Consider the following 18,026-nt stretch of genomic DNA (forward strand, 5'->3'; position numbering starts at 1 on the left):
TTTTTTCTGACTCTGACTTCATCAAAATAAATTTTTAACAAGGCTTATTTTAAAGTGCCCCTGAAGCAGTTGAATCAAGTATTCCCCCTAGGTGTGTTGTAATGTTAAGAGCGCTAATTACAGGAGGCTTATTGGGATCATTAAAAAGGTCAATTATAGTTATGCCGCCATTACCCTGTTTTATCATCCAAATATTTGAATAATTAATCCCAAGGATTTTGCAAATTAAAGTTTTATTGACTGCATCATGAGCAACCAGAAGGCTAAGATCATTATCCTTTTGAGAAAAACAAATCTTTTCAAAAGCTTCTACGGACCTTTCTGATACATCTTTTATAGATTCACCTTCAGGCATAATTACTTTTTCAGGTTTATCATGCCAATTTTTTAATAAAACGGGCCACTGTTCTCTGATTTCTGCTTCCAGTTTACCCTCCCATAATCCATGACTAATTTCTACAAGTGAATCTATTCTTTCTATTTTTAAATCTTTCCTATTTTGAAGGATTATTTGTGCAGTCTCATAAGGTCTTTCCATTGAACTTGAAAATGCCTTATTGAAAGAAATATTTCTCAAATATTCAAAAGTCTTTCTAGCTTGGTCTTTCCCGTTTTCATTTAAAGGAATATCAATTTGGCCTTGAAATCTACCTTCTTTGTTCCAGTTAGTTTCACCATGCCTTATTAGAAATATTCTGGAATCTCCAATTTGATTCGGAATATTTTTATTCAGATGGGAAGTTTGATTTAAGCATTCAATTTGGGTCTTAAAAGAGTTATCTTCCTTTGAAATATTGAGTATAGATAAAGAGGCATTTTCTAATCTTATTTTCCTAAAACCTTGCTTAGGCTTTCCTAATAAAGAGAGGATTAAACATCTGAGAATCGCATTATGTCCTACAACTAAAATATTTGCACCATCTTTATCTTGATAAATTTTTAAGATATTTTCTACAAAATTTGTTGCTTGAAAAAATAACTCTTGAATTGGTTTATAAGTTTTATTGTCTTTTCTTTTTAAGATTAGATTTTCCGGATCACTTTTCCATATAGGGTAAATTTCTGGAAATTTCTTTTTTATTTCATCAATTTTTAGACCAGACCATTCACTAAGATCTACCTCTAGCAAATTATCATCGAATACAATATCTTGGTCTTTAGTGAAAGTCTTTTTAATTGTTTTTGCAGTCTCCGCCGCTCTCACAAGTGGAGAGGAATAGATTTTATCGAAGTTTATTTTTGATAATGCTTTTCCTGCTTTTCGGGCTTGTTCGTATCCTTCATCAGTTAATAATGAATCGTCTGTTCTTCCTTGAATTAATCCTTTTGCATTGAAACTGCTTAGTCCATGCCTAACTAAAACTAATCGTATAGCCATTATATAAATTTGAAGATTAAGATAATTTAATCATCTCATGGCGTGATTAAAATAGATACAAAATATAAGGAACTTCAATGATAACTAAGTATAGTTTCAATAATATAATTTATTTATGATCTTTAAAAATATTTCTAAGTCAAAACTCACTTTAGCTTTTATTTCTATAGTCATAACTTTTTTTGTATGGCAACAAGGCTTAAGAGATAGTTTAAATAGACCATCTGTCACATTTGATATTAGTCAAAAAGAGCAAGAAATTGCTGAATTATCTCTCCAATCAATACCTGTAAATCTAAAAAAAATTTTTATCATTAATGATCCTGTTGATCAAATAAATAAATCACTCTCTGATGTCTCATTTGAAGAGCTAACAGAAAGGAATAAATTAATTCGAATAATTACTTCAGAATTAAATGATCCTAAAATCTATAAAAATATATCCAAAGATTTTGAAAATAAAAACTTTAAATTTCTTATTGATGAGATAGAAAAAAAATCTAATAATAATTCATATAAACCGAGTCCTGATACATTTGATTTATTTAAAGGTGATAGATTTTTATATCACCTTTTAAGCCGGAAATTTGATTTTGACGATAGTGCATTAATAACAAAATCATTTTCAAGCAAAATGTTTTTAAAGATATTAGCCATAAGACTGATACCACTTTTTACAATACTTATTGGCTCTATTCTGGCTTTAAAAATATTATGGACAACCATAGCTTTGAAAAAGTTTGGTTGGAAAGAAATTAAATACTTAGATTTAGAATTAATAGATATGGTTTTACTAATTGCAGGTGGATTTGTTGTTTTAGGAGAAGTGGTATCACCTTTGTTTTCGATCAGTTTGGTTGAACTTTTCTCTAGAAATATCTCTAATGAATTGTCTCAATCCTTAAAAATTTTCTTTGGATATCTTTTCATGGCTATTCCTCCATCAGGGATAGTTTATTATCAAATAAAATCTTTGAATGGTGAATTTAATTTTAAAAAGGATTATTTACAGTTCAATTTCTTGCCCATAAAATATGCAATTATTCAGGGTATTAAAGGTTGGTTAACAATTGTTCCTTTTGTTTTATTGATCTCTCTAATTATGAATAGTCTGATCGATAATCAAAATGGTAGTAACCCTTTGCTGGAAATTGTTCTTAATAATAATAATTACTTATCATTTTTTCTATTATTTTTAACAACAACTCTTCTAGCTCCTCTATTTGAGGAGATTATATTTCGCGGTATTTTACTACCAACTCTCTCAAGAAATTTTGGAGTAATTTCGGGCATCATAATTTCAGCCTTTATCTTTGCATTAGCCCATTTAAGTTTGGGAGAAATGCCGCCACTATTTGTTCTAGGAATTGGATTAGGAATCACAAGAATTGCTTCAGGGAGTTTGTTCTCTTCAGTGATTATGCATTCTTTATGGAATGGATTGACCTTCTTAAATTTGTTCTTATTGAGGACATAAAGAATTTAATTTTTTACTTGCGAATCACACAAAAAGATGTTTATTTAATTAGTAATACTCTTTTCATTTAAAAAATAAATCATTGATGAAACCTTATGGGAATCAACTTAATTTAAAAAAAAAAGTTCCATATGAAGGTAAAAAAGATTCCGAAAAAATATCAATAATTAATATCAAATTAGTACATCAAATTTTCGACACCATTAATATCTCTCTATTGGTATTAATTTTTGCCTTATTTTTCTTATCTTTTGATAGCCAAAGGAAATGGTCAAATACATATAAAATCTTATCTAAAACAAGAGCTATCAATAATAATCTCATTGATTATATTTCTAAAATTGAGGAATTTTATATTAGTGAACTTGAGTCTCTCAACATTTATAGAAAAACCAAACCTGAAGATTTAATTTATATAGATAAACTTACTGAAAAAAAAGAAAGTACATTTAAGAAAAATTTAAATACCTTCATTGAAGGTTTTAGTGATAGCAAATATCAGAGGGGATATTGATGAAAAAATACAAAAAAATTGTTCGTCTAATTCCCCTTGATCAAAGAAGATTTAAATTTCTCTATATTTTTAGCTTACTGTTAATTTTTTGTTTGTTTGGTAGGTTAGTTAAATTGCAAGTCTTTAACGCCTCTGATTTGCAAAGGAAAGCTAGATTAATACAATCTTCTAAAACTAACTCCTTAAAAAAAAGGAGATCAATCGTTGATAGAAATAATAGAGTAATTGCCTACGATAAACCGCTCTATAAATTATGGGCCCATCCAAAATATTTTAATTTTCCTGGTGATTCAATTAACAGAGTTCGCAGTATTGAAGAAGTTACAGAAAAATTGTCACCTATATTGGGTATTAATGATGAAATACTCTTGAGGAAATTTAATAATAAAATGAGTGGTATCAAACTTTTGGATAAAATTGCGGAAGAAAAGGCAGAAGAAATCAAGAACCTTCAAATAAGCGGAATTGATTTGTTTAAATATTCTCAGAGATATTATCCACAAGGGGAACTTTACTCTAATATTGTCGGTTTTGTTAATGATGAGAATGTAGCTTCAGCAGGTTTAGAACTACATTTAGATAATCAAATTAAAGTTTTCAATAAAAGTAATTTAATAAAAAGAGGAGGAGATGGAACTCCTCTACCGGATAATTCAGCACCAGGTGATTTTATTTCTGATTACAAAAGTTTAGGCCTAACTATAGATTCAAGATTGCAGAAAGCTTCATACAATGCTTTATCAAAGCAAATAAGCAAATGGAAAGCAAAGAAGGGATTTGCAATAGTTATGGATGTTAATGATGGTCGGATTCTCTCTTTGGTTACAGTCCCATCATATGATCCAAATAAATTTTGGCAGTATGATTCTGAACTCTTTAGGGGGTGGTATTCTCAAGATTTATTTGAGCCAGGCTCAACTTTTAAACCTATTAATCTTGCCTTAGCTTTAGAAGAAAAAGTCATCCAGAGAGATGGAGTAGTTGAAGATACTGGAGAGATTAATGTTGGAGGATGGACACTTTCTAATTGGGATAAAAAAGGTAATGGATACATTGACTATCCAAAAGTTTTGCAGGTTTCAAGTAATGTTGCGATGGTAAAAATAATGCAAAATTTAGACCCCACAATTTATTGGGATTGGCTAAAAAATTTAGGTATAAATAAAAATTTAGAGACTGACTTATTTGAATCAACTGCTGGCCAACTTAAGAGAAAAGATTTATTTGTAAATCAATCAATTGAGCCTGCTGTCACTTCTTTTGGTAAAGGTTTCTCAATCTCGCCACTTAAATTGATTCAACTTCATGCGGCTCTTGCAAATGGAGGTTTTGAAGTGACGCCTCATGTGACCTCAACTTTCAAAGAAAGATTTAATAAAAATCCAAAAAAACAATTTTTTTCAGGCGAGGTTACTAAAACTGTTCTTGAATGGATGGAGAGCGTAGTCGATAAAGGAAGTGGATCTGGAGTAAAAATCGAAGGTTATAGGATAGCGGGGAAAACGGGCACTTCTCAAAAAGCCTTAAATGGTTCGTATACAAGCAAAAAAGTTTGTAGTTTTGTCGCAACCTTACCAGTTAATGATCCAAAATATGCTGTCCTTGTAGTCGTTGATGAGCCATCTAAATCATATGCATATGGTTCAACTGTTGCAGTACCAGTTGCGAAAGAAATTATCGAGACTTTGATAGTAATTGAAAAAATACCTCCTAAGATTAAAGATCATGGAATGATTGTTAAAAAACCCTAAAATTTTCCAATTTTATAAATTTTTAATTCACTATCTGATGAATTCATGAGGAATTAAAGCTAGTTTGTATATATATGACTACCTAGACATGAAATCAATTTTAGAACAATTGTCCTCAATGACCGTTGTTGTTGCTGATACTGGAGATTTAGATTCTATAAAAAAATTCCAGCCAAGAGATGCCACCACGAATCCATCGCTGATACTTGCTGCTGCTAAGAATCCTGATTATGTGAAATTAATTGATAAATCTTTAGAAAGTTCAGAAAATGCATTGCCCCAAGGATTCACCGAAATTGACTTAATTAAAGAAACAGTTGATCAAGTTTCAGTATTTTTTGGAAAAGAAATATTGAAAATTATTTCAGGGCGTGTATCTACAGAAGTTGATGCAAGACTGAGCTTTGACACCCAAGCTACGGTAGAAAAAGCGAGAAAATTGATCAATCTTTACAAAAATTTTGGAATTGAAAAGGAAAGAATTTTGATCAAGATTGCTGCAACTTGGGAGGGAATTAAGGCAGCTGAAATTTTGGAAAAAGAGGGTATTAAGTGCAACTTAACTTTACTTTTTAACTTCTGCCAAGCGGTAACTTGTGCCAATGCAAAGATAACTCTAATTTCTCCTTTCGTTGGCCGTATATTGGATTGGCATAAAGCAAAAACTGGCAAAACTAGTTTTGTTGGCGCTGAAGACCCTGGTGTTATTTCGGTTACGCAAATATATAAGTACTTTAAAGAAAAGGGATTCAAGACAGAAGTGATGGGAGCAAGTTTTAGAAATCTTGATGAAATAAAAGAATTAGCAGGTTGCGATCTTTTAACAATTGCACCAAAATTTCTTGAGGAGCTGAAAAAAGAAAAAGGAGAGTTAGTTAGAAAATTAGATGTAAGTACCCAAATAAATCATTCCATTGACTACGAATTTGAAGAAAAAGATTTCAGATTAAGCATGTTAGAAGATCAAATGGCAAGTGAAAAGCTTAGTGAAGGCATCACTGGATTCAGTAAGGCTATAGAAGAATTGGAAGAGCTGCTACTAAAGAGATATTCAGAAATTAAAAATCATAAATTGATTTCTGCTAACTAAATTTAAGTTTGAATTGAAAAAGAATTAAGACTCACTTTTTGTTAAAAGTCTTTTGATAACTCTTTTTGCGATATCTTCATAACTAATTTCACCTGATAATATTTGAGCAATACGTTTAGGTGCTGTTTTTCTTTTGACACCTAATTGGTATCCAGTTCTGGGAAATCTATAAAATACCTGGGCTATTCTCCTCCCCCAAGCCATAGATTTCCCCCAAATGTTGTTAATTTTTTTCGTATAAAGATTTAAATTGTCCTCTTTTCCTGATAGGCACTGATCTATATATTCTGCAGCATAAAAACTACTAATCAAAGATGGTCTAATTCCTTCAGCTAAAAATGGATCACATAGAGATGCTGCATCTCCAACCGCTAGAACTTTGTCACCATTAATTGAGTGGAAGCCATTCCATATTCTCAGTTTCTTACTAATGACTTTATTAGGAAAATCATCAAAACCGAAGCTTCTGATTACTTGTTTATTTATAGCCTGATTTTCTAGGAGACCATTATTTATAAAAGTACCCAAACCAATATTTAAGCTTTCTCTTAGGGGGAATGCCCATGCAAAACCATATTTTATAAATCCAAACTCAAATCTAACTGCATCTCTAGGTATTTCACCTAGCCCTTTCAATCTTAATGAGATTGTGTTCGCAAATTTCGGTTTTCTTGGCCCTAAATGCAAATGACTAGCCCATTTCGATTGGGACCCATCTGCAATCACAAGAAATTCTGCAATATATTTTATTTTGTTGTTGCAAGTAATTTCCCATTTATCATTTTTTTTTATGATTTTTTCTATCAATAATGGTCTTATTATATGAGCTCCATTACTCAAGGACTCATCAAGTAATAATTGATCGAGCTTCTCTCTTTTAATAATCCAAAATGGGGATTCACCAGTAAGATCAGCAGTTACATTATCTGAAGCCTTCCATCTGAATTCAACATTCTTAATTTTTGATTCTATGGAATCTTTTATATCTAAAGGAAGAAACCTTTGCATTGAAGACGCCATCCCGCCTGCACATGCTTTGTAATCTTGAAATTTTTCTTTCTCGATAATTAAAACTGAATATCCTTTCTTTGATAGGTTAAGAGCGGTGGAAGATCCTGATAAACCTCCACCAATTATTACGACGTCAAATCCGATCAAACTTTTAGAATTTCCTTTTCTTTTTCAGACAATTTAGTTTCTATTAAGGCAATATATTTATCAGTAATTTTCTGAATTTCAGATTGATTATCTCTCGATTCGTCAATTGAAATAAGACCATCTTTTTCGTCTTTTTTCTCTTTATCAACAGCATCTCTTCTGATATTTCTCAAAGCTACTTTCCCTTCCTCTGCATATTTAGAGGCCAATTTACAGAATTCTTTTCTTCTTTCCTCTGTTAAGGGAGGAACATTTATTCTTATTACTTTACCATCGTTATTTGGAGTAATACCTAAATCACTCATGGAAATAGATTTCTCAATCGCTTGTAAACATGAAATATCAAATGGTTGTATTGAAATCGTTTGTGAGTCAACAGTGCTTATTGTGGCAAGTGATTTAATTGGTGTTTCTGCTCCATAATACTCAACACTTACTCTGTCTAGCAATGAAGCATTAGCTCTGCCAGTCCTAATTGTATTAAAGTTTCTTTGAGTGGCTTCAATACTTTTATTCATATTTTCTTGAATTTCTTGTTCTTTCATAATAAAAAAAATTAAATAAGCTTTAACTAATTAATGAACCTATAGGATCCCCATCAACAGCTTTAGAAATGTTCCCTTTTTTGAATATATCAAATACCATGATAGGAATATTGTTATCTTTGCATAGTGCAATTGCAGTACTATCCATTACTGCAATTTCATCGCTAAGAACTTGCTGATAACTAAGAGAGGAATATTTTTTTGCATCTTTAAATTTATTAGGATCACAATTATATACTCCATCAACTTTGGTCGCCTTCATAACAACTTCAGCATTTATCTCCGCTGCCCTAAGAGCCGCTGTAGTATCAGTTGTGAAAAATGGATTTCCGCATCCACCTCCGAAGACCACAACTCTCCCTTTTTCAAGGTGTCTCATAGCTCTTCTTCTGATATAGGGTTCGGCAATTTCCTGCATTTCTATTGCAGTTTGAACTCTGGTTGCAACTCCTACCCTTTCTAAGCCATCTTGAAGTGAAATAGCATTCATTACTGTCGCAAGCATTCCAACATAATCAGCTGTAGCTCTATCCATGCCATCTGCAGACCCTTTAAGCCCCCTAAAAATATTCCCGCCCCCAACAACTATTGCAAGTTGCACATTATTTTCGACTACTTTTGAAACATCCTCTGCAATTGACTGGACTATAGCAGGATCAATACCATAAGGTTTTTCACCCATTAGTGCTTCACCACTAAGTTTTAAGAGAACTCTTTTGTAAGCCATTCAATGATTGTACTTTTAAGACCTTAGCAAGTAAATGCACCAAATTTATTTTTTGTTCAGAGATTGCTTGCGTCTTTAAACATTTCTAAACTTGCCTAAAGAAAATTTTAAAAAATAATTTACTTCAACTAAAATTCAACACACTTTTGTGCTTTTATTCCTTGTTCTTTAAATGGATGTCTTATTAGTTTCATCTCTGTAACTAGATCAGCGTAATTGATAATTGAATCAGATGCTCCCCTTCCAGTTAAAACAATATGATTTTTTCTATTATTTAAGCTTTTTAAAAAAGTGATTATTTCTTCGGGTGCAAGATAACCAAGTTTTGTCGCAATATTAATTTCATCAAGAATGATAAGTTTATAAGATTCGTTTTGGATGTATTTTTTGGCTAATTGCCACGCCTCTTGAACTAATTTTTCATCTCTTATTCTGTCTTGAGTTTCCCAAGTAAATCCCTCTCCTAATGAATGCCAAGATAGGTTTGAAGAAAAGATTTTTAGTGCTTTTTCTTCTCCAGTGGTCCAGCCTCCTTTGATAAATTGAATTATTGCTACTTTATAGCCATGCCCTATCGTCCTTAGAGCCATACCTAAAGATGCAGTTGTTTTGCCCTTGCCATTCCCTGTAAAAACAATCAATAACCCTTTTTTTGTTTTTCTAATTTGTAGTCTCTCTGATTGAATATCTTTTCTTTGCTGCATTCTTTTTTTATATGAGCTCTCATCGCTATCCGGTGATAATTTACCTCCCATTCCAAGTTTATTTGCTTGATTATCGAGGTTAAATATTTTCTCGGAAGATGAAGGTTTTTCTTGCATATGACCCTTAATTTATTTAATTATTATAAATCTTTAAATATTTTTAACTCTTTTCACTTTTAAAAGTGCATTATTTACTGCCTGTTGTTGATCTCTTTTTGTAATCCAGTGATGATAAGTTTGAGTATGTAAACTAACCGAATGTCCCATCATTCTGGCAGCCACCGTATCAGGTAAATCATAAAAAATTGTTCTTACTGCCCAAGCATGCCTTAGATCATAAGGTTTTATTTGCAATGAGTAACGCTTAAACTGATCTGTAATTTTTTTTCCAATATTTTGTAAGGTTGTAACTTTAAGGTCTTTATTAATGTTTGGTAAAAGTTCTGGATTATCCCCAAGTTTTGATAATTCGAACTTTTCCACCCATTCAGGATGAAATGGCCAAACTTGATGTTCTCCAGTTTTAGTCGTAGGCAAAACTCTTATAATTTTGTCCCCAAAATTAGTAAGAGAACTTAAATCACAAAAAAATACTTCATGATTCCTTAATCCATATGTAGCCATCAGACCAAAAACAAATTTCCAAGACTCGTTTGGTATCCTCTCCCACAGTTTCTCTATTAATTCGTCTTTAGGAAGATCCCTAAATCCTGCTTTGTTCAGACCATATCCTCTAGAATTTAATTTCCAATCTTCTGGTAGTTTAATGTCCAAAAACTTAGCCAAAACACTTAAAGAAGTAGCGCATTGTTTCCTACTTCTGGTACCTTCCTTATAACTTTCAAGTGTTTTTTGAAATATTTTTTCTAAAGCTGCATTCTCATAGTCATTGTAAATATTTAAAATTCTTTTCATATATGGTTTGTAAGAACTTCTCCAAGTAGTTTTTCTAGTGCTTGTTCGAAAATCACTTTTATTTTCTTTAAAAAAAAATTCCTCAAATTGATTTAATCTTTTTGGGAATTCAAAACCATCTTTTTTTTCCTTTTTATAAGGTTTGCCTATCCAATTAATCCAATCAAATTGATTCAATTCCAATTGCAAATTGATTAATTGTAATTTTTTTTTAGCTTCCTCTAATCCTGAAATATCAGCCTTTAAGCCAAGAGATATTCTTTGAATTTTAAAGTTATTGTTATCTTCTTTGGAGGGTAATGAACCACGAATATTTAATTTCTCTCCTCTTTTCTCAATTTTAAGCTTGCTGCCTTGAGTAGCAAATTTATCATTGACATTATTAATTTCCTGAATTACGTTCATTTACTTATATAATTGACCATATAATGACGTTTTTAATGTTGATTTTCAATCTCCATAAATCTTAAATGGTTAAAATAGGCGTCTTACTAATGAATTTAGGAGGGCCTGAACGCATTACTGATGTCGGCCCATTCTTATACAATCTTTTTTCTGATCCAGAAATTATCAGGACACCTTTCCCTGTTTTTCAAAAGCCCCTAGCTTGGTTAATTAGCACGCTTAGGAGTACTACATCACAACAGGCCTACCTTTCCATAGGTGGAGGTTCACCTATCAGAAGGATAACTGAACAACAAGCAAGAGAATTACAATCTAAATTAAGGGAAAAGGGATTTAATGCTACTACCTACATTGCTATGAGGTATTGGCATCCTTTTACCGAATCAGCAATTGCTGATATGAAAGCAGATGGCATAGATCAAGTTGTTGTAATACCCTTGTATCCGCATTTTTCGATAAGTACTAGTGGTTCGAGCTTTAGAGAATTAAAAAAATTGAGAGATTCTGATGATGAATTTAAGAAGGTTCCAATGAGATGTGTAAGGAGTTGGTTCAGTCAATCAGGTTATTTAAAGTCTATGGTTGAATTAATTTCTGAACAAATTTCACTTTGTGAATCACCTTCAAAAGCCCATATATTTTTCACTGCTCATGGAGTTCCTAAGAGTTACGTAGAGGAAGCTGGAGACCCTTACAAACAACAAATTGAAGATTGTTCCTTATTAATAATAAATGAGTTGGAAAAATGTTTAGGGTATAGTAACCCTCATACTCTCTCTTACCAGAGTAGAGTTGGTCCTGTTGAATGGTTGAAACCTTATACAGAAGAGGTATTGGCGGATCTTGGAAGGTCAAATGTTAATGATCTAGTTGTGGTTCCTATAAGTTTCGTTGGAGAGCATATCGAAACGTTGCAAGAAATTGATATTGAATATAAAGAAATTGCTGAAAAAGCTGGTATTAAAAACTTTCGGAGAGTTAAGGCTCTTAATACCCATCCTACTTTTATTGAAGGTCTTAGTGATCTAGTGATTTCCTGCTTGGAAGGGCCTCTAGTTAATATTGAGGAGGCTTCTCAGTTGCCTGAAAAAGTTAAACTTTATCCTCAGGAGAAGTGGCAATGGGGTTGGAATAATAGTTCAGAGGTGTGGAACGGAAGGGTTGCAATGATTATTTTTCTTGTGCTTTTTATTGAACTTATTTCAGGCTCTGGACCTCTACATAAATTAGGCATCTTATAAGGAAAAATTGATATTCATTTGAAAATTTTAAATTTTTTAAAAGATTTTTTTTGAATATATTTCTGACATTACATTTCTAAATGAGGCAAAAGTATTTAATTGAGTTTAATATTTATATTAAATATTGAATTTCTTTAGTGACCCTTACTTCGAGATCCTTTTCACAGGGTAGTTCAAAACATGAAAATCCAGTTTGGATAACTGGTGCAGATGCACTAATGGATTCTTTAAAAATTCATGGAGTAAAAGTTATATTTGGATATCCTGGCGGAGCCATATTACCAATATACGACGCTGTTCATAAGGCAGAACAAGATGGTTGGTTAAAACACTATATGGTTCGGCATGAACAAGGTGGTTCACATGCGGCTGATGGATATGCAAGATCTACTGGTGAAGTAGGAGTATGTTTTGGAACCTCAGGCCCAGGTGCAACAAATTTGGTAACTGGAATTGCTACTGCGCAAATGGATTCAGTCCCTCTAGTTGTAGTTACAGGTCAAGTCCCAAGACCTGCTATAGGAACAGATGCTTTTCAAGAAACTGATATTTTTGGTATAACTCTTCCAATAGTGAAACATTCATGGGTAATAAGGGATCCTTCAGATATCGCGAAAGTAGTTTCTGAAGCTTTTTTTATAGCCTCATCTGGAAGGCCTGGCCCTGTTTTAATTGATATACCCAAAGATGTAGGTCAGGAGTTCTTTAATTACCAAAGAGTTTTGCCAGGTGAGATTATTCCAAAAGGATTTAAAAGGAATGGAGAAATTAATGATTGCGATATCAACAAAGCAATTAAATTAATAGAAGATTCTAAAAGACCTCTTCTATACGTAGGAGGTGGGGCTATATCTTCAGGAGCTCATGATGAAATAAAAACTTTGGCAAAGAATTATCAAATACCAGTTACCACAACCTTAATGGGAAAGGGTGCTTTCGATGAAAAAGATAATTTATCAGTAGGAATGTTAGGAATGCATGGAACTGCTTATGCAAATTTTGCTGTTACAGAATGCGATCTTTTAATTGCTATTGGAGCTAGATTCGATGATAGGGTGACAGGTAAATTAGATACTTTTGCACCTAATGCAAAGGTGATTCATATAGATATTGACCCGGCAGAAGTTAATAAAAATAGGCGTGTAGATGTTGCAATTGTTGCTGATGTTTCAAAAGCTGTTCTGAAAATTAATGAACAATCTCTAAAAAACAAATTTACTTGCCAGACGAAAAACTGGTTAGAAAAAATTGATTTTTGGAAACATAAACACCCTTTATATGACCCGCCTAAAGAAGGAGAAATTTATCCTCAGGAAGTTCTTTTAAAAGTGAGGGAACTTTTACCAGAAGCTTATATAACTACAGATGTAGGACAACATCAAATGTGGGCTGCTCAATATCTTAGGAATTCTCCAAGAAAATGGATTAGTAGTGCAGGCTTAGGAACTATGGGTTTTGGATTGCCAGCGGCAATTGGAGTAAAAGCAGCCTTACCTAATTCAGATGTAATTTGTATTGCAGGAGATGCAAGTGTCTTAATGAATATTCAAGAATTGGGAACCTTATCTCAATACGGTCTAAAGGTGAAATTGATTATTATTAATAATCGCTGGCAAGGGATGGTAAGACAATGGCAAGAAAGTTTCTATGATGAAAGATATTCCTCATCTGATATGAGTTGTGGAGAACCTGATTTTGTAAAACTTGCTGAGTCTTTTGGGGTTAAAGGATACCTAATTTCTGATAGAAAAGAATTACAAAATGACTTAAAAAATGCGTTTGATCATGACGGACCTGCCTTGATTAATATCCTTGTCAGAAGAGGTGAAAATTGTTATCCAATGGTTCCTCCTGGGAAAAGTAATGCTCAAATGGTTGGATATGTTAATTGTGAAGACTAATTTTTTTAAAATTCATCATTTTAAAAAATTAACTTTAAGATAATTTAAAAACTTAGATATTTCTGAATTGAAAAAATTATCAAAAATTTTAATTATAATCTCTTTGATTGTTTTTAATCCTTTAATAGTAAACTCGGCCGAAATTCTTCAAATTAAAAGTTCAAATACTATTTTGGTTGGGGATCAAAATAGAAATTTAACTATTGGATTATTTTGTGTAGATGTAAATGAAAATGATGAGATTGAAGCAACTAATCTACTTAAGAGTGAATTCCCAAGGGGGAGTAAAGTGAAAATAAAGCCTTTTGGTTTCAAAGAGAATGTTTTGTTAGCCAAAGTTTTTAATATTAAAGGTACTAAGGAGATGACGGAATTATTGGTCGCTAAAAACTTAAGTAGTGAAATTTGTCCAAGTTAATTATCTTTATGAGCAAATAAGATTCCATTGTCTCGAGATTGTTTTGCTCCTTCTATAGGAATAAAATTCATTATTGAATTTGTACGTGCATAAATTTGAGATGTCTATATTTGTATGAGGGATGTTCTCATTTAAAAGTTGTCTATAGGCAGTTCTTTTTAGATCAAGTTGATTTAAATTTTGCTCTCTGAAGTGATTTGAATCACTAAAACAATGATCATTTTTAATTTTAGTCAAGTTGACAGTTATGTTTTTGTTTTCGGCCTTTCTATAAAATTCTTGGAGTGTAATTTTATCAACTAGATAATGTTCCTTAGAAATCGCTGGTCCTATCGCAACAAGTAAGTTATCTCTAGATGTCCCAAAAGAATCGAAAATTTTTACCAGATTTTTTATTATTTTTTTTTCTAAACCTTTTCTTCCGCAATGCAAGGTGGCTACATTTCTTGTACTTTTATCGGCAAAAAATATTGGCATACAATCAGCTGTGTAAACCCATAAGTTTTGCCTGCATTTGTTGCCAATAAGACCGTCTGCATCAGTCTTAGTTCCTTTTTGCGAATGAGATCCAAACACTATTGCATTACTGTGAATTTGATTGGAAAAACAAGTTATTGAATTTTCATTAAAGTGATCCCCTAATAATTGAAGAAATTTCTCAGAGCAAGACTTTGTGAAGTATGCATGTTTGAAATTATTTTGTCTAAGAATAGGTGATGAATAATACTCAAATTTTTTGTTTTGAATATAAATTTCATCTTTTGAGAAATATATTTCTTTGTAAGGAATTGTTCCCGCTCCTAAGCTGAATTTATGAAATTAATTCAATATCTCTTAAGATCCAGAATCCTGCAAATTTTTCGATAAACGGCGTTGACTGTATGGAAATAAATTGATAACCAAAAGAATTTTTTTTATTCTCTAAAAACTTTGTATTTAAAATGTTTGCATCTTTTTCTGGTAAATCAGTTACAAGCCACTTATCATCTTCTGAAGCTTCAAGTATGAGTTGGTTCTTATTTACGACTAATTTAATAGGTTCTAAACAACTAAACCATGCAGAAAGTGCCAAAGATCTATCTTTGCTAAAAAGTCTTAATCCTGGAATTAAGTAATTATCATCTATGTCTTGCTGAATTGGGAAAATATCTCCAAATTCCATAGGCCAATTTTGTGCTGATTTTAATTCACCAATGGATATTTCAGAGATAGTCAAAGCATCACCCCTTACTGCTTCTGGTAAAGGTGTGGGAGGGTTTTCCATTTTAGAAGTAAAAGTGGGAGCTAATACACCTCTTACATAACCTTTTTCCTTTGGATAAATCTCTTTTTCAAGAAATTCGATTCTATCTAATAAATTGTAAGTTCTTCTACTTACAATAGCCTCAATACTTACGGCATCTAGAGATTTCTTAATGATCGATTTCATTGACGACCTCCAGAATCGAACTATAGAAGGCTTCTCCCACCCTTGTTTTTTTGCTTCACTTATTGCTTCATTTAGCGCCCTTGTAAGCCACACTGAATTAACTTCATTGGCAGGGCATTTTTTATTCCAAAGAAAAACATCTTCTGTCTTATAACTTCTTGTAGAGCAAATAATTAATTCCCACCTTTTTTTTCCATTTGATTCAATAATCGGCCTTGAGTAAAAGTCTAATTCCCAATCTGAAATTTTTGATTTAAGACCTGACTCCATTTTTTTTTTAATGTTCATTTATCTTGTTCTTTTTTATCGAAGAGTGCTTTAGTTTTTAGTGCTCTCTCTGTGGCTTCTTGCATAACTTTTTGCTTATCAATAATTAATTCTCCCGCAGAGTTTTCTAAGAGTGCTGTATTGAGACCAATACGACCTTTTTCGAGGTCTATTTCAGATATTAAAGCTTTTATCATTTCCCCTTCTCTAAAAACTTCTCTTAGAGAACGAATCGATCCATTTGTTAGTGAAGATTGATGAAGAAGTCCACTAGCTCCGCCTAAATCTATAAAGAAGCCATATGGTTTTACTGCTAAAACTTCTCCTTCAATTAATTGACCTAATTCTAAACTTGTAAGTTTAGAGACTAATGATGCTTTCTTTTCAGAGAGAACTAATTTTCTGGATTCTGGATTCACCTCAAGAAACGCTACTTTTAGAGTTTTGCCAACAAAAGATTGATAATCTTGACCATCTTCAAGTTGAGATCTTGGAATGAATCCTCTTAATCCATCTACATCACACGTAAGCCCACCTCTATTAAATCCATTAATTAAAACGTTAATTAATTCTCCATTTTTTGCGGAACTTGATACTTTCTCCCAACTTTGCCTGAGAATTAATGCCCGAGCGCTCACTGTTACCATCCCATCAGCATTTTGTTCTTTGATAACCAAAACTTCCATTTCAAGGCCTATAGAAAACTTTTCTTTAAAGTTAGTAATGACACCCAAACCACATTCTTTTTTGGGCATATAACCAGGTGCTTTTCCGCCAATGTCAATATATAGTCCATCACTTTCGATTGCTATAACCTTACCTGAAATTGTTTCTCCTGTAGCCCCGATTGGCTCATTTGCATTTAAAGCCTCCAAAAAAGCACTTTCATCAAAATCGAATTCATCAACTGTTCTTTCTGAATGAAAATCTGGGTTTTGCTCAGAAAAATTAAGGGGTCTATTTAAGTCTTGTTGAGTTGAATTTTGTAGAGAAATATCAAAATCCTTGGTGTTTTCATAATTCTCCTCAATTTTTTTTACTGAATCATTTTTAATGATTTGCGGTTTGATTGCGATATCTTCTTTTTTAATTTCTTCTTGCGAATTGGAGTGCTCAATATCTATTTTTTGAGTATCTTTCTTGCTTATGTGAAGTACCTGAAGAGGTTTTTTATTGCCCTTTGGTTCGATATTATCTTGGGCATTTTTATTACTGACTCCCATCGTAGGTAAAATAAGAATAATTAATTATTAACATACTCTAAATGTTAGTACTCAAAATTAAAATTAATGAACTTTAAACCAATACCTAATAAATTTGAATATTTAAATTGGCAAGAAATTGAGTGTGTTGCAAAAAACAAAAGATCAACTGTGATTTGGCCATTCGGCGCTGTTGAGCAACATGGGCCGCATTTGCCTCTTGCAACAGACAGTATTTTTGTTGATGAAATTATCAGTGAAGTTTTTAAATTATTTTCTGCCGATATTCCATTAAAAAAACTTCCAACTCAATATATTGGTTTTTCTCCAGAACATAAGGGTTTTGCTGGGACAATTTCACTTTCCTCAAATTTAATAACTTCAATGATAAAGGAAGTCGGAAGTCAATTATCTGAAATGGGTTTTAAAAGATTGATACTAATTAATGGACATGGAGGGCAAATTTCACTATTAAATACAGCTGCAAGAGAGTTAAGAAGTGTCGCACCAGGGATGGCGGTTTTTCCCTGTTTCTTATGGAGTGGTGTGAATGGATTGAGTGAATTGTTAACAAAAACTGAGATTGAGGATGGGCTTCATGCTTCTTTAGCTGAAACAAGTTTGATGCTGGCTTTGAAACCAGAACTAGTAGGTGATGACCGCCCAAATGAGGGAAATAAAGTAGAGATCCCTAAAGGTTGGAGTCTAGAGGGCAATGCGCCTACCGCTTGGCTTACTGACGACTTCAGTAAATCAGGGGTTATTGGAGATAGTAGAGGGGCAAATGAGTCTTTAGGGAAAAATTTAAAGGAATTATTGATTAATCACTGGTCCGAATTGATTATGAATCTGATGCAATCAGATTGGCCAAACAATTCTTAAATCATCTTAAGTAAAAAAAGTG

General features: G+C 32.5%; 17 protein-coding genes. 8 read left to right on the forward strand and 9 right to left on the reverse strand.

Going from position 1 to position 18,026, the window contains the following annotated elements; translation table 11 throughout:
* Window positions 1-49 precede the first annotated feature (49 nt).
* Window positions 50-1,378, reverse strand: a complete 1,329-nt coding sequence (locus SIB45_RS05445) for a histidine phosphatase family protein (protein WP_011862534.1) — start codon at window positions 1,376-1,378, stop codon at window positions 50-52.
* 115 nt (window positions 1,379-1,493) lie between these two features.
* Here SIB45_RS05445 and SIB45_RS05450 point away from each other — a divergent pair, with 115 nt between their 5' ends.
* The 4 genes from SIB45_RS05450 (at window position 1,494) to tal (ending at window position 6,210) form a co-directional block, all read left to right on the forward strand.
* Window positions 1,494-2,855, forward strand: coding sequence for a CPBP family intramembrane glutamic endopeptidase (locus SIB45_RS05450; RefSeq protein ID WP_413682109.1), 1,362 nt, complete (start codon window positions 1,494-1,496; stop codon window positions 2,853-2,855).
* 85 nt (window positions 2,856-2,940) lie between these two features.
* Entirely contained in the window at window positions 2,941-3,369 is a 429-nt protein-coding gene (locus tag SIB45_RS05455; RefSeq protein WP_041484667.1) for a hypothetical protein, read from the forward strand.
* The gene (locus SIB45_RS05460) at window positions 3,369-5,120 is read left to right on the forward strand and encodes a peptidoglycan D,D-transpeptidase FtsI family protein (RefSeq protein WP_011862537.1); all 1,752 of its coding nucleotides are present in this window, start codon (window positions 3,369-3,371) and stop codon (window positions 5,118-5,120) included. Before SIB45_RS05455 ends, SIB45_RS05460 begins: the two co-directional genes overlap by 1 nt.
* Before the next feature lie 88 nt (window positions 5,121-5,208).
* A complete protein-coding gene (gene tal / locus SIB45_RS05465) occupies window positions 5,209-6,210 on the forward strand; it encodes a transaldolase (protein WP_011862538.1) in 1,002 nt (333 codons plus the stop codon).
* Window positions 6,211-6,234: 24 nt separating this feature from the next.
* Here the strand turns inward: tal and SIB45_RS05470 are convergent, their stop codons facing one another.
* The 5 genes from SIB45_RS05470 to SIB45_RS05490 form a co-directional block, all read right to left on the reverse strand.
* Complete coding sequence (locus tag SIB45_RS05470; RefSeq protein ID WP_011862539.1) at window positions 6,235-7,368, reverse strand: NAD(P)/FAD-dependent oxidoreductase; 1,134 nt, start codon at window positions 7,366-7,368, stop codon at window positions 6,235-6,237.
* Complete coding sequence (gene frr, locus SIB45_RS05475; RefSeq protein WP_025954016.1) at window positions 7,365-7,913, reverse strand: ribosome recycling factor; 549 nt, start codon at window positions 7,911-7,913, stop codon at window positions 7,365-7,367. Before frr ends, SIB45_RS05470 begins: the two co-directional genes overlap by 4 nt.
* Before the next feature lie 22 nt (window positions 7,914-7,935).
* A complete protein-coding gene (gene pyrH, locus SIB45_RS05480) occupies window positions 7,936-8,640 on the reverse strand; it encodes a UMP kinase (protein ID WP_011862541.1) in 705 nt (234 codons plus the stop codon).
* A 128-nt stretch (window positions 8,641-8,768) separates the two neighbouring features.
* Window positions 8,769-9,461, reverse strand: a complete 693-nt coding sequence (gene cobO / locus SIB45_RS05485) for a cob(I)yrinic acid a,c-diamide adenosyltransferase (RefSeq protein WP_011862542.1) — start codon at window positions 9,459-9,461, stop codon at window positions 8,769-8,771.
* Window positions 9,462-9,494: 33 nt separating this feature from the next.
* On the reverse strand, window positions 9,495-10,664 hold the full coding sequence (locus SIB45_RS05490) for a site-specific integrase (RefSeq protein WP_011862543.1): 1,170 nt from the start codon (window positions 10,662-10,664) through the stop codon (window positions 9,495-9,497).
* A 65-nt stretch (window positions 10,665-10,729) separates the two neighbouring features.
* On the opposite strand from SIB45_RS05490, the gene hemH reads away from it, so the two are divergent.
* The 3 genes from hemH to SIB45_RS05505 all read left to right on the forward strand — a co-directional run bounded on the left by hemH (window position 10,730) and on the right by SIB45_RS05505 (window position 14,224).
* Window positions 10,730-11,905, forward strand: a complete 1,176-nt coding sequence (gene hemH / locus SIB45_RS05495) for a ferrochelatase (protein ID WP_011862544.1) — start codon at window positions 10,730-10,732, stop codon at window positions 11,903-11,905.
* A 137-nt stretch (window positions 11,906-12,042) separates the two neighbouring features.
* Complete coding sequence (ilvB, locus tag SIB45_RS05500; protein WP_011862545.1) at window positions 12,043-13,806, forward strand: biosynthetic-type acetolactate synthase large subunit; 1,764 nt, start codon at window positions 12,043-12,045, stop codon at window positions 13,804-13,806.
* A gap of 67 nt (window positions 13,807-13,873) precedes the next feature.
* On the forward strand, window positions 13,874-14,224 hold the full coding sequence (locus SIB45_RS05505; protein ID WP_011862546.1) for a hypothetical protein: 351 nt from the start codon (window positions 13,874-13,876) through the stop codon (window positions 14,222-14,224).
* 6 nt (window positions 14,225-14,230) lie between these two features.
* Here SIB45_RS05505 and pgeF read toward each other — a convergent pair whose 3' ends face one another.
* The 3 genes from pgeF to SIB45_RS05520 are packed head-to-tail and all read right to left on the reverse strand — an operon-like array spanning window position 14,231 to window position 17,143.
* Window positions 14,231-15,013 carry a peptidoglycan editing factor PgeF gene (gene pgeF, locus SIB45_RS05510; RefSeq protein ID WP_343287542.1) on the reverse strand — a complete coding sequence of 261 codons (783 nt, stop codon included), beginning with the start codon at window positions 15,011-15,013 and terminating at the stop codon, window positions 14,231-14,233.
* A gap of 22 nt (window positions 15,014-15,035) precedes the next feature.
* The gene (locus SIB45_RS05515) at window positions 15,036-15,941 is read right to left on the reverse strand and encodes a Tab2 family RNA-binding protein (protein WP_011862548.1); all 906 of its coding nucleotides are present in this window, start codon (window positions 15,939-15,941) and stop codon (window positions 15,036-15,038) included.
* Window positions 15,938-17,143 (reverse strand): S1 RNA-binding domain-containing protein, encoded by a 1,206-nt coding sequence (locus SIB45_RS05520; RefSeq protein ID WP_011862549.1) that lies wholly within the window; start codon window positions 17,141-17,143, stop codon window positions 15,938-15,940. The genes SIB45_RS05515 and SIB45_RS05520 overlap by 4 nt, the downstream gene beginning before the upstream one ends.
* Before the next feature lie 66 nt (window positions 17,144-17,209).
* On the opposite strand from SIB45_RS05520, the gene SIB45_RS05525 reads away from it, so the two are divergent.
* Window positions 17,210-18,004 (forward strand): creatininase family protein, encoded by a 795-nt coding sequence (locus SIB45_RS05525; protein ID WP_011862550.1) that lies wholly within the window; start codon window positions 17,210-17,212, stop codon window positions 18,002-18,004.
* Window positions 18,005-18,026: the final 22 nt, after the last annotated feature.

It is taken from the genome of Prochlorococcus sp. MIT 1304 (assembly GCF_047305015.1).
GTDB classification, from domain to species: Bacteria; Cyanobacteriota; Cyanobacteriia; order PCC-6307; family Cyanobiaceae; genus Prochlorococcus_A; species Prochlorococcus_A marinus_E.